Raw genomic sequence first — 12,582 nt, 5'->3', positions numbered from 1 at the left:
GGAGCCAGCTGCGCCTGATAGCATGACGATCTATCAGTCACTCAGCAAATGAATTGACCCCATCAAGCCGATCAACAACCGCATCCGCCCCCGCAGCATACAGCCGCTCTGCATGCCCCTCCATGCAGTGCGAGCCGCCAGTAAACCCGACGCATATCATCCCCGCCGATTTCGCAGCAGTGACGCCCGCAACGCTGTCTTCGACCACCATACAACGCGGCGGCGACGCACCCATTTTTTGGGCGGCGTATAAGAAAATATCGGGGTGTGGCTTCCCCCTTTCGACCAGTTTTGTCGAGAAAATATTCGGATAGACCAGCTCGAACATCTCGGTCTCGATCAACCCCAGTGCCAGCTTTGCGGGGGATGATGAGGACGCGATGCATTTGGCTGTTCTTAACGATGATAACAGCGTCGCCGCACCCTCAACCGCTTGCAGTTCAGTCCTGTATTTCGCCAAAACGTCTCGTTTTATGTCGTCCCGAAACCCCGGTGGAAGCGGTTTGCCGATCTCGGACATCAATTCTGCATCAACGGCCTCGTCAGGCATACCGGTAAAGCGCGCTACGACCTCATGACGCGTAATCGCATAACCCAAACGGGTGTAAGCTTCGGCATTTGCTCCGGATGAAATCAATTCACTGTCCAAAAGAACCCCGTCACAGTCAAAGATTACCAGATCAAATTTCGACATACGGGCCGGAGCCTCCTTGGGGATAATTTCGCGCCGACGATACCTGACAGGAACCAGACCACAAGGGCATCCGCCCGCCTCTTCAGCCTGCCCTCAGTTCCGATCTTGATTTTTGTTACTTTATAAAATAATATTCTCACCAACGATGGAGGTCGACCGATGAGAAAGCGCGCAGCCGCCCGGCAATCAGACGTTTTAACGGTACTGAATGCATCCAACAGACCCATGACCGCCTATCAAATTCTTGAACAACTTCAAGTAAGTGAACCCGACATTGCGCCACCTACGGTGTATCGCACGCTGTCTGCCCTCACCGATCAGGGGCACGCGCACCGGCTGGAATCAATCAAGGCGTTTGTGCCGTGTCGCTGTAACCACGTCGAAAGCGTACCCGTCCTTGCCATCTGCGAAGACTGCGGATCGGTCGAGGAACATGACGGAAGCGATCTTTTGCCGACACTCACGCGCCTCACGGATCAAAGCGCCTTTCAGGCCGCGCGCCATATTGTTGAAATTCACGGGCAATGCGGCACCTGCGCAGACTGACCTCTCTTTCTCAAAACACGGATAGATCATGAAACAAGCACTCTCCCTTATCGCGCTCGTCGCAGCCCTGCCCGCCCTTGCCGAAGAGACCCGCCAGCTTGACGCCCATGAACATGGCGTCGGCACGCTGGACATCGCGATTGAAGGCAGAACCGTCGGCATGGCCTTTGAAGCACCGGGTGCGGATATCGTCGGGTTTGAATACGCAGCAACAAGCGACGCCGATCGGGCGACGATTGCGCAGGCGCTCGCCACACTTGGCGCGCCGCTTGATCTGTTTGTGATGCCTGACGCGGCGGGCTGCACTGTGGTCGATGCCAAGGCCGAGCTTGAAGGCGAAGATGGGCATGACGAGCACGAAGAGCATCACGATGGTCACGATGACGACGATCATGAAGAGCACGCCGAGCATGATCATGATGACCATGGAGATGATGATCATGCGGATTACGCCGACGACGCCGGCCACACGGCGTTCCATGCCACCTACAGATTAACCTGCGACACGCCCGACGCGCTGACCGCCATCAACTTTGGCTATTTTGAAACCTTCCCCAACGCACAAGAGGTCGAGGTACAGATCATCACCGCATCAGGCGCACAGGCCTTTGAAGTCGAACGCGCAGCCCCCCTGCTTGATCTGGGGCGTTGACCAAAAGTGTCTGACGCGGTTCTCGAACTCTCTGACGTTTCCTATCGTTGGCCGGGGCGGGCTGGTTTCGCGCTGGCCGTGCCTCACCTAAGGATCGCAAGGGGTGAATCCGTGTTGCTGCTGGGCGAGAGCGGATCGGGAAAATCGACGCTGTTGTCGCTGATCTGCGGAACGATTGTGCCGGATCGGGGCAAGGTCAACATCGCGGGGCGCAACATTACCATGCTGTCAGGTGGTGCCCGCGACAAGTACCGCGCCGAACATATCGGCGTTATTTTTCAGCAGTTTAACCTGCTGCCCTTTGGCTCTGTCGCCGATAACATTCTGCTCCCCCTTCGCTTTGCCCCGGCGCGGCGCAAAGGCGTGCATGCCCCCGCAGCTGCGGCGGCTGCGCTTTGTACCGCCCTTGGGTTGCCCGACGATGTCTTGAACGCAAAAGCCACGGCGCTAAGCGTTGGGCAGCAACAACGCGTCGCTGTGGCACGCGCACTGATTGGACAGCCACCGCTGATTATCGCCGATGAACCAACCTCGGCGTTGGATGCCACCAGCCAAGCAGCCTTTCTTGATCTGCTGTTCGCCCAGACCGAGGCCCATGAAACAACGCTGTTGATGGTCAGCCATGATCCCCGCCTTGGCGCGCGGTTTGATCGGGTGATCAACATGGAAGACATCGCCCATGCCGAAAGGACGGTGTCATGATCTTTAGGCTCGCCATTGCGTCGCTTTTTGCCCGTGCGCTGACCGTTGGTATGACGATCCTCGCCATCGCTTTGTCCGTGGCGCTGTTTCTGGGTGTTGAAAAGATACGGACAGGGGCCAAGGCCAGCTTTGCCGATACGATCTCGGGCACTGATTTGATCGTTGGCGCGCGGTCGGGGGCGGTTCAGCTGTTGCTGTATTCAGTCTTTCGGATTGGCAATGCGACCAACAACGTAACGTGGGAAAGCTATCAGGACATTGCGGCGCGCCCTGATGTCGACTGGATCGTGCCAATCTCGTTGGGGGACAGCCACCGCCAGTTCCGCGTGATGGGCACCACCCAAGCCTTTTTCGAGCATTACAAATACCGGCAAGGCAGAGCGCTGGAAGTGGCAGATGGTGTCATCATGGATGACCTTTTCGACACCGTCATTGGGGCCGATGTCGCCACAACATTGGGCTATCGCATCGGGGATCCTATCGTCGTGGCGCATGGGCTGGCGTCCTTTACCCAGCACAAGGATCAACCGTTTCGCGTCTCGGGTATTCTGGCCAAGACCGGCACACCCGTTGACCGCACCGTGATTGTCAGCATGGAAGCGATCGAGGCGATCCACGTGGACTGGCAAAGCGGCGCGCAGGTGCCCGGCAGGTCAACGCCAGCCGATGTGATCCGCGAGATGGACCTGACCCCGAAATCGGTGACCGCCGCGCTGATCGGGGTGGAAAGCCCCTTGCAAACCTTTGCGCTGCAGCGGGCCATCAATGAATACCCACAAGAACCATTGCTTGCCATCCTGCCCGGCGTCGCCCTGCAAGAATTGTGGGGAATTGTCGGCATCGCCGAAACCGCGCTGCTTGCGGTGTCGGCCATGGTGGTCGTTACCGCGCTGATCGGGATGATGGCCACGATCTTTTCCAGCCTGAACGAGCGTCGCCGCGAGATGGCAATCTTTCGGGCCATGGGCGCGCGGCCCTTTACGATCCTCAGCATGCTCGTGCTCGAGGCGATGGTGATGGCGGCCGTTGGGGCCATGCTTGGTCTGGTGTTTTTGTATGTCGGGCTGACCGTCGCGCAGCCAATCCTCGACGCCTCTTACGGGTTGTGGTTACCGATTGAAGCACCGACGCTGCGCGAGCTTTGGGTGATCATCGGTGTCATCTGCGCTGGCGCAATCGTGAGCCTTTTGCCCGCGTTGAGGGCTTACAGAATGTCTGTTGCTGATGGTATGATGGTTAAAACCTGATACTCACCATAGGGGTTATGCAATGTTAAACCGCAGAACTGCATTGATGCTTTTGTCTGGGGCGACCCTCGCCCCCAAGGCGGGTTTTGCGGCAACGCCCCGGCAAATCATGTGGGATGATCTGATTCCGCCCGGCCTCCCCTATGCCGAGATTATCGGCGAAGGCGAAATCGACGCGATCAATGACACGTGGAACCCGATATACGACGCCAATGCGGTCAAGCTGAACGAGGCCCTGAACGGGGCCTATATCACCATGCCGGGTTTCATCATTCCCTTTGATATCAGCGCCAAGGGCATCACCAGCTTTATGCTGGTGCCTTATGTCGGTGCCTGCATCCACACGCCGCCCCCGCCTGCGAACCAGCTGGTCATGGTCGACAGCGCCAAACCGTGGCCGGGCGATCAGCTTTGGGATGCCGTTTGGGTGACCGGCACGATGCGCACGCAATTGCAATCGACGAAACTCGGGCAAACCGGGTATTCACTGACCGCCGACGATATGAAGGTTTTCGAATGGTGAAACGACGATTGCAACGCCGCACCGTTCTTGCCGGACTGGCAACAACCATGGGTTTGCCCCGCGTGGCACAGGCTCAGGATTATATCGACCTAGAGTGGGAAGACCTGCTGCCAAAAGACCAAGCAACCTTGCCCAACGCGCTGCGCAGTTTGCTGCCCCATGACGAAGATATGATGCTCTCGCGTGAACAGCCTGCTTCAACGGGTGTCAGGACCGACTGGAACGGCCAGATCGTGCGCTTGCCGGGATACATCGTGCCGATTGACCATAACGGCACCGGGGTTACCGCCTTTATCCTCGTGCCTTATGTTGGGGCCTGCGTGCACGTCCCGCCGCCGCCCGCCAATCAGTTGGTCTTTGTCACGACCCCCACCCCTTATGAAAACAAAGGGTTGTTCGAGGCCGTGAATGTGATCGGTATGTTCGGCGTCTCGTCCGTCTCGACCCAGCTGGCGGAAATTGGCTATGCATTATCCGCCGACAGGATCGAGCCTTATCGCAGCTAATGCATATACCAGCCGGGGTCGCGCAGTCGGCGGTTGCCCTATCGACTTAGGCGACGTGTTCGATGGTGATGCTGTTTTGCTCGGTATTCTCGCTGCTCTTTTCGCGGCGATCCGTGCTTGGCATTTTCAGGGTGAACGTGCTGCCTTGATCGATTTTACTGGTCAGCGACAAGGTCCCGCCATGCAGCGCGGCCAGTTGTTCCGAGATCGCCAAGCCAAGGCCCAGACCGCCGCTTTTGCGTGACATAGATCCGTCAACCTGCTGGAAACGCTGGAAAACCCGCTCCATATTCTCTTCTGAAATGCCGTGGCCTGTGTCTGTTACATTGAAAACAATTTGACCCTTTTCACGCGTCATCGCCAAATGGATTGTCCCCGTATCGGTGAATTTGATCGCGTTGTTGATCAGGTTGTACAGGATTTGCTTCAACCTGACTTTGTCAGCAACCGCCTCGGCGGTGCTGTCGCCTTCATAGCTCAGCGCCAACCCTTTTGCTTCGGCATTGGGCTGCAAATCCTCAACGACCGAGCGGGCCAATTCGTCCAGTTGCAAAAGCTGCATGTCCAGCTCCAACTTTCCACGGGCGACCTTGGTCCAGTCCAGTAAATCTTCGACAAGGCGGATCATGTGCTGCGCGGAATCCGCGATCCCCGCCCCTTGTTCCGAGATGAAGTCTTGGTACTTCTTGATCGCGCTGGTGACTTCAGGGCTTGGCGTACCATCGGCGCTGATCGCTTTGGCCAGCTGTTTGGATTGGGGCAGCCTGTCACTGTTCCGCATAAAGGTCGCGCGCCCGAAAATCACCGTCAACGGGGTGCGCAGTTCATGGGACACGTTGTTCAAGAAATCAGTCTTCTCGCGGTCTGCGGCCTCGGCCACACCTTGCGCATGTTTTTCGGCGCTGACGTCTGTCCAGATACCCACGGTATAGCCGTGCGGGGTCTTGGCCTCTGTGACCTTCAGCCAAAACTCATCGCCGATCTGCTGCAGAAAGGATTCACCGGGATTGCGGAAATTTTCCATCCGGTTTTTGATCCATGTCTCCCTTTCCATGGGGCCAAGCGGCGTTGGCTGATGGGTCGCGGAAATGCGAGCCAATTCATCCATCGTCATGCCCGGCACAACCAGATCGGCAATATCGCTATGATAATCTAGGTATTTCTGGTTCACGATCATCAGCCGTTCTTTGTCGTCAAAGGCAATGAATCCTTCGCTAATACAGCCAACTGCTTCGGCCAGTAGCGCATGCGCATCGTCCTTTTTCACCGCAAGCCTGCGATAGGCCGACAACACGACCAGCAAAACAACTGCGGAAAACAGGGAAAAGGCCACCAAATAGCTGCTTTGTGGCGAATAGGATGGCCAGCCGTCCGCAGGCCGCGCCATCGCCTGCCAGCGGTTACCCAGCATGCTGAATTCGACAACGACAGGTTCAAAACGCCAAGACACACTGCCATTCCCGCTGGGGGCCACCGGCAAACCCGAGGCTGGTATCTCGTTCAGTTCAAACAGGTATTTTGATGCATCGCCAAAATCATGGCGTTCGGGGCTGAGCAGGCTATCGGCCTCGACCACGATCGAGATAATCCCCCAAAAGTGATCTACGTCCCGATCCGGACGGGGCAGAAAAACAGGATAGCGCAGGATATAGCCCGCGCCGCCGCCAAGCAGGGGCATCGGCCCGTCAACGACAGCACTTTGCCCCCGATATGCCCGCGCGACACTGGCCATCTGTTCGGGCACTTGCCAATATTTCAGGCCAATTGCTGTTTCATCATCGCCCAGCGGAAAACTATGGGTAACCTCAAGCCCCGGTGCCAAGGCAACCGCGACAATTTCTGGCGAGTCCTTTTGGAACTGCTCGACGGTTTTGACGACCTGCGCATCAACGTCCCCGCCAGAAATGCTGAGTATATTTTCAATTCTCTTTGCGATCAGAACGGTTTCAAAGAACCGCAGTTGAACCTGCTCGGCCGTCGCGTATAGCCCGTTTTCAACGTCGCGTTTTACCGTCGCCAAGTGGCTGTCACGGTCCAGTTTAATGATGGTATAGCCGATGCCCGACACACTGCCGATCACGATAACGGCCATCAAAAGAAATGATTTTGAAGCTAAATAGTTTTTGAATCTATTGATCATATTTGTAGAATTCCCTGTAGAGGCTATGGAATATTTGCCGTCATATCCAATTTGATTGACGGTCTTCTTTCCTCCGTAGCCTTCCCCCCCACCGTGATTTTGGCATTGCCAAATTCTGGGCATATTTTCTGCACTATCTCGACCAGCCAGATAATGCGTATCTTCGTTCATTTAACAATCTGTTTTATAAGTATTTTTAGCCGCCCCAGAGATCGTATTGCTTGGATGTCGTGCGAATCCGCATCGTTAACCGGCGGTACGCTCAACAATTCCATTTCGTTGAAAGGCCAACCGGGCCGAAACCGCAACCATAACACGAATCTCAAAATGCCCGAGACATCCGAAGATCCGCAAACCATTGGCTGATTTATAGCATCCGGTTCGCCAAAATCCAAAACATATTCAGTGATTTGGCGTCATTTTCGGGAGGCCGCACTTGACCCTACGTAAAACCGTCTAACGTGCGATCACAATGTCAGCGCGCAGACCACCAAGCCTCTCTGACACCCCCAAACGCAGCACGCCGCCATGAGCGCGCGCAATATCGGTCGCAATCGCAAGACCAAGACCAACACCACCTACGTTCTGGTTCCGGGCCGGGTCCAACCGCGAAAACGGGCGCACGGCCTCTTGGCGGCGCGCCTCGGGGATGCCGGGGCCATCATCCTCGACCCGGATACGCAGGGTCTTGTCGGTCAGCATTACGGACACCTCGGCCCGCGTACCGTACCGCACCGCGTTCGAGATCAGGTTATCCACCGCCCGCAAGATCGCCCCCTTGCGCAAACGCACCGTCCCCGCACCGTCCCCTTCTGCGGGAAGCAACGTCACGTTGCGTCCTGCCCGTTGCGCCTCGGCCACGGCACCTTTCAGCAAGACATGTGGGTCCAGCTTTTCAAACTCGCCCTCTGCGGCACCTTTGGCGAAATCAAGGAACTCATCCAACATCCGCTGCATATCATCGACATCCTGCAACAGCGGGCCGACTTCGTCGTTGTCCATCATCGACAGGCTCAGCCGCATGCGCGTCAGGGGGGTGCGCAAATCGTGGCTCACCCCCGACAACATCAAGGTACGTTGCTCGATATGCCGTTCAATTCGGGCGCGCATGTCGACAAATGCGCTGCCCGCCGCGCGCACCTCGACCGCACCTGCGGGGTTATAGGGAATATGACGGCCCCGACCGAATGCCTCTGCCGCGCGGGCCAAACGTTTGATCGGTCGCAATTGATTGCGAAGATAAACAAACGAAATCAACGTCATCAGGAAGCCAAAGGTAAAGGTGTAGACAAACAGCTGATGCGGGTTCGCCGCCGAAATGCGCCGCCGGTCAAAGCTGATCCTGATCGGCCCCATATCTGTGTCGGCAAACAAATGCACCGCGCCCGGATCGGTCAGATCAAGCGCTTGAAAACCGGACAAGCGCGCGTTGAACAGCTTGATCATCACGCGGCCCGAATAGTCATACCATGAAAGGGTGTTCTGGCCGGGCACCTCATCCAACGAGACCGGAGCCACCCGCATCATCAAGGGGGCCAATTGCGCATTTACCATCGGTGCAATCGCTTCGGGTGATCCGGCATCTTCGACCACGTTCAGCACCAGCGCCACCTCGCGCAGAACGGTGGTGGTCATCTGGGTTGTCACCCCTTCATAGTTGCGCTGCGCAAAGATCACCGTCACCACCAGCTGCAAAATCACAACCGGCAAGAGCAAGATCAGCGCCGCGCGCCCATAGATGCCACGGGGCATATATCGTTTGAGCCAGGTAAAGAACATGTTGTAGACCTTAGCCAGACCCCTGCCCCTACGAAAGGCCAAACCATGCTGCCCCCCGATGACTTTGACCCGCCCGTAGGAATCGCCGAAGGTTTAGAACCCGGTTTGCGTAGAATTGTGGCCGATAACCCCTCCCCCATGACCTATCGGGGCACCAACACCTATCTGCTTGGATCACGTGGGCTGGCGGTGATTGATCCCGGCCCAGCGTCGCCGACGCATCTGGATGCGATTCTGGCGGCCGTCGCGCCGGACCAGCACATCAGCCACATCATCGTCACCCATACCCATCTTGATCATTCCCCCCTTGCACGCGATCTGGCCCAAGCATCCGGCGCGCCGATCCTAGCCTTTGGTGATGCGTCAGCGGGCCGGTCATCTGTTATGACCCAACTGGCCAAAGGCGCACAGATCGGTGGCGGCGAAGGCATCGATGAAGATTTTCGCGCCGACCAAATCGTGCAGGACGGCGACCATATTCACGGCGACAGCTGGTCCCTAGAGGTGATCCACACCCCCGGCCACATCGGCAACCACATCAGCCTTGGCTGGAAGGACGCCTGCTTTACCGCAGACCATGTGATGGGCTGGGCCAGCTCGCTTGTGTCACCGCCCGATGGTGATCTGACCGATTTCATGACCTCTTGCGCGCGGCTACAAGACCGCGACTGGCGGGCGTTTTACCCCGGTCACGGCGGCGCAATCGACGATCCGGCGGGGCGCTTGGCCTGGCTTGTCGCGCACCGCCAATCCAGGGAGGCAGACATTTTAACGGCCCTGTCCGCTGGCCCGGCAACCGCACATACACTCGCGGCGCAAATCTATACCCAGACACCGCCCGCCCTTCTGGGGGCCGCCACCCGCAATGTTCTGGCCCACCTTGTTGATCTTACGGGAAAAAATCGGGTTTCGCCTGTAAAAACCCTCTCTGCGGACGCTGAATTTAGGCTGATCTGAAATCAATTGTGAAAAAGCTGGAAAAAACTGCCCAAACCCACTGGACGGCACAAAATACCACTGCTATATCGCCCAGACCGTTCCGACGTAGCTCAGCGGTAGAGCAGTTGACTGTTAATCAATTGGTCGTAGGTTCGATCCCTACCGTCGGAGCCATAAAAAGCCACTAAGCTCAATAGCTTGGTGGCTTTTTTGGTTTTAGCGACATGCTCATCATTTTGACGGGGCGACAGCGGTAAGAACCGAACGGTCGAGCTGTTTTGTTTAGGCTTGGCCCTTAACGCTTTTGGGCCGGTCCACATATGTGTGAACCGGCCCAAAAGTCTTCACGGCAACACCCCCTCAGAATAAACCAAGCAGGCAGTAGCTATGCCAACGGGAGATAAAACCGTTTCTTTTCAGCCCTACGCCGCGCGGAGGGTATAGTATACGCCGGTCGGATCTTGCCCCTTCAACGCGTCAGCGCCATTTTTCTGGACGCGAGCCAGAACGTCCGGATCGTGCGCGATCAGCTCGTAGTGGACCAATCGCGCCATGTTCTTGGGCGCTGCGGGGCGGTACGGGCCGGCCCAGATGTTCATGGCCAAGCGGTGTGAGTTTGGCTTGCCCGCGCCCATATCGGCAAAGCCCCAGCCCTCTAGCGTCAGGTGCCGCTCGAACCCGAGGGTTTCGAACCACTTCAACGCAGGTTCGATGCTGGGTACTTTGAAATGCAAATGCGCAATATATGTGTCATCCGGCAATGGGGCCATCAGATCGGCGCCCTTTGCAGGGTCAAGTTCGGCCCCCACGTCCAGAGGGCCACGCCCGCTGTGCGGACGGCCATCAACGTCATATAGGATCAACCCTTTGGACATGTCACCAAAGCTGCCGAACCGCTCGGGCGTTTCTAGGGTGATCTCAATCTCAAGCCCGTCGGGATCGGTCAGATATAGCGATTTGGCCATCAAGTGATCGGTCGGGCCAACCTGTATGTTCATGTGGAGCAAACGGGCCAGAATTCGGGAAAAATCAAGCTGGCTGCGGACGCCAATGGCGACGTGATACATGCCTGTATAGGAAGGTGCGACAGGCTTTTCCGCCCCTGAATGCAGAATGAACAGCGTCTGCTTGCGTGTGCCCAACGCGATGCCGGGTGCGGCGTGATCGCGTTCAATCAACCCCAAAGCAGTTGTCCAGAACCAGGCCGCCCGATCAATGTCGGTCACTTGAAGCTCGATAACACCCCACGACAGGCGGTCGGCTTGTGGGTCAGGCACCGTGGTCGGGCCGCTGGTTAGGTCTGTCATTTGGGGAAATCTCGGATAAAGGGGGCTTTTGTGGTGCCGCGCCCCGACGAAACATGCCGGGGCGCAGCGCGGGATCAATCAGCCGCGCGGTGTGATGGGTGCCTTGTTGGTACGGCCCCAGATCACCAAAACGGCAAGCGCAAACAGGATCACGTTCATCGGCAACACTTCGAATTCGCCGCGGACGCTGTGCAGGCCAAAGGCGAAAACCATGATCACGGCCAAGCCAAGCGCCGCCAGTTTGGTAAGGCGGGGCATAATGCGCGTTGCGGCTGGCAGGATAAGGCCAATTGCGCCCAATACCTCGGCCAGACCGATAAAGCGGATCAGGGCCACAGGCGTGTTTTCGGCCCAAAGCATCCCCATTGTGACCATTTCAGCCGGTGCCGTGGTCAGTTTCATAAACCCGGCCATCAAGAACATCGCGGCCAGTGCCGCCTGCGCCACCCAAAGGCCAATGTTCCAGCCTTTGCTGGGCGCTGTCATCTTTGCATCAATCGAAGCCATATTTTTCTACTTTCCTAAAGCCGCCCAAGCGGCGGTACATGTGTTGATGGTCGCATAACTAAGCGTTTTCTTTCAGATGATCATTGGTGTATTATTTGATGAACCATTAACTGTGGGTTGATAATCATGGACACCCTTCTGAGCCTCCGCGTGCTGGCCGAAGTCGCCGAGCACAAAAGCTTTTCCGTCGCGGCCGACCGGCTGGGGCTTTCGCCGGCCATGACCAGCAAACATGTGCAGCATATCGAGGCGCGGGTGGGTGCGCGTTTGCTGAACCGCAACAGCCGCAATGTCAGCCTGACCGAAGCCGGGGCAAAGTACCTGTTGACCGTCCGCCCCATGCTAGAAGGGTTGGACGAAGCCGAAGCACAGCTAAGGACAGACACCCTATCCCCCCAAGGCAGGTTGCGCATTTCGATCCCCATATGGATGTGTACCCCCGCCTTTGCAGCGGTGCTGGCCGCCTATCATCGGGCGAACCCCCATGTGATCCTTGATTTGGACCTCAGCGGTCGCAAGACCAACATGGTAGAAGAAGGTATCGATTTGGCGCTGCGGGTCGCGTTTAAGCTGGATGAGGGGCTTATCGCGCGCAAGCTGACCGGGATTACATTCAAACTGGTCGCATCGCCCGATTTTCTGGATCAGTTCACCCGCCCGCAAACACCGGAGGACCTGACCGACGCACCCTTTCTGGCCTATTCTCAGGTCGCAGCGGACGGACGGCTGCGTTTCGGCGGTGAGAACGGCATGGATGTGAAAATGACGCCCATGATGGTCAGCGGCAATGAAAGCCTGCTTCATCTATGCGCAACTGCCGGCATGGGCTTTGCCATGTTACCCGACTGGTTGACCCGCACGGACCTTGAGGCCGGGCGATTAGAGGCGGTGCTGCCACAGATCGATTGGCCCACGCTGCAAATGCACGCGATCTATGCCGACCGCAGCTATATGCCGGCCAAAATGCGCAGCTTTCTGGATTTTCTGGCTGGCCCTGAGGGGTTGGCGTCCGCTTGGCGGTAAATTGGCGCTGTTAGACC

The 12,582-nt window shown here is 57.2% G+C and carries 13 protein-coding genes and 1 tRNA gene; 9 read left to right on the top strand and 5 right to left on the bottom strand.

The features are described from left to right. Positions 1-37: 37 nt before the first annotated feature. Positions 38-694: an HAD family hydrolase gene (locus WNY39_RS14150; RefSeq protein WP_342846454.1), complete on the bottom strand. Its 657-nt coding sequence runs from the start codon at positions 692-694 to the stop codon at positions 38-40. 159 nt (positions 695-853) lie between these two features. On the opposite strand from WNY39_RS14150, the gene WNY39_RS14145 reads away from it, so the two are divergent. Genes WNY39_RS14145 through WNY39_RS14120 form a run of 6 tightly spaced genes read left to right on the top strand, consistent with a single transcriptional unit; the run spans position 854 to position 4,870 of the window. Further along, positions 854-1,240, top strand: coding sequence for a Fur family transcriptional regulator (locus WNY39_RS14145; protein ID WP_342846452.1), 387 nt, complete (start codon positions 854-856; stop codon positions 1,238-1,240). A gap of 28 nt (positions 1,241-1,268) precedes the next feature. After that, positions 1,269-1,892, top strand: a complete 624-nt coding sequence (locus WNY39_RS14140) for a DUF2796 domain-containing protein (protein ID WP_342846450.1) — start codon at positions 1,269-1,271, stop codon at positions 1,890-1,892. A gap of 6 nt (positions 1,893-1,898) precedes the next feature. Further along, on the top strand, positions 1,899-2,594 hold the full coding sequence (locus WNY39_RS14135; protein ID WP_342846448.1) for an ABC transporter ATP-binding protein: 696 nt from the start codon (positions 1,899-1,901) through the stop codon (positions 2,592-2,594). Continuing rightward, the gene (locus WNY39_RS14130) at positions 2,591-3,841 is read left to right on the top strand and encodes an ABC transporter permease (RefSeq protein ID WP_342846445.1); all 1,251 of its coding nucleotides are present in this window, start codon (positions 2,591-2,593) and stop codon (positions 3,839-3,841) included. The genes WNY39_RS14135 and WNY39_RS14130 overlap by 4 nt, the downstream gene beginning before the upstream one ends. Positions 3,842-3,863: 22 nt before the next feature. After that, positions 3,864-4,364, top strand: a complete 501-nt coding sequence (locus WNY39_RS14125; protein ID WP_342846443.1) for a DUF3299 domain-containing protein — start codon at positions 3,864-3,866, stop codon at positions 4,362-4,364. Continuing rightward, positions 4,358-4,870, top strand: a complete 513-nt coding sequence (locus WNY39_RS14120; protein WP_342846441.1) for a DUF3299 domain-containing protein — start codon at positions 4,358-4,360, stop codon at positions 4,868-4,870. Before WNY39_RS14125 ends, WNY39_RS14120 begins: the two co-directional genes overlap by 7 nt. Positions 4,871-4,916: 46 nt before the next feature. On the opposite strand, the gene WNY39_RS14115 is transcribed toward WNY39_RS14120, so the two are convergent. Together WNY39_RS14115 and WNY39_RS14110 are read right to left on the bottom strand one after the other, a co-directional pair. Next, entirely contained in the window at positions 4,917-6,962 is a 2,046-nt protein-coding gene (locus WNY39_RS14115) for an ATP-binding protein (protein ID WP_342846439.1), read from the bottom strand. A 504-nt stretch (positions 6,963-7,466) separates the two neighbouring features. Then, positions 7,467-8,789, bottom strand: a complete 1,323-nt coding sequence (locus WNY39_RS14110) for an ATP-binding protein (RefSeq protein ID WP_342846437.1) — start codon at positions 8,787-8,789, stop codon at positions 7,467-7,469. A 45-nt stretch (positions 8,790-8,834) separates the two neighbouring features. On the opposite strand from WNY39_RS14110, the gene WNY39_RS14105 reads away from it, so the two are divergent. Next, positions 8,835-9,746 carry an MBL fold metallo-hydrolase gene (locus tag WNY39_RS14105; protein WP_342846435.1) on the top strand — a complete coding sequence of 304 codons (912 nt, stop codon included), beginning with the start codon at positions 8,835-8,837 and terminating at the stop codon, positions 9,744-9,746. An 81-nt stretch (positions 9,747-9,827) separates the two neighbouring features. Continuing rightward, positions 9,828-9,902: transfer RNA gene (locus tag WNY39_RS14100), tRNA-Asn, on the top strand. Positions 9,903-10,150: 248 nt separating this feature from the next. Here the strand turns inward: WNY39_RS14100 and WNY39_RS14095 are convergent. Together WNY39_RS14095 and WNY39_RS14090 are read right to left on the bottom strand one after the other, a co-directional pair. Beyond that, positions 10,151-11,035: a VOC family protein gene (locus WNY39_RS14095; RefSeq protein WP_342846433.1), complete on the bottom strand. Its 885-nt coding sequence runs from the start codon at positions 11,033-11,035 to the stop codon at positions 10,151-10,153. 78 nt (positions 11,036-11,113) lie between these two features. After that, the gene (locus tag WNY39_RS14090) at positions 11,114-11,542 is read right to left on the bottom strand and encodes a DoxX family protein (RefSeq protein ID WP_342846431.1); all 429 of its coding nucleotides are present in this window, start codon (positions 11,540-11,542) and stop codon (positions 11,114-11,116) included. Positions 11,543-11,668: 126 nt separating this feature from the next. Here WNY39_RS14090 and WNY39_RS14085 point away from each other — a divergent pair, with 126 nt between their 5' ends. Further along, a complete protein-coding gene (locus tag WNY39_RS14085; RefSeq protein WP_342846429.1) occupies positions 11,669-12,565 on the top strand; it encodes a LysR family transcriptional regulator in 897 nt (298 codons plus the stop codon). Positions 12,566-12,582 lie beyond the last annotated feature (17 nt).

This window comes from Sulfitobacter sp. AS59, assembly GCF_038899995.1.
In the GTDB taxonomy this organism is placed as follows: domain Bacteria; phylum Pseudomonadota; class Alphaproteobacteria; order Rhodobacterales; family Rhodobacteraceae; genus Sulfitobacter.
The sequence above is the reverse complement of the archived record's forward strand: the minus strand, read 5'-3'. Positions and strand labels throughout refer to the sequence as shown.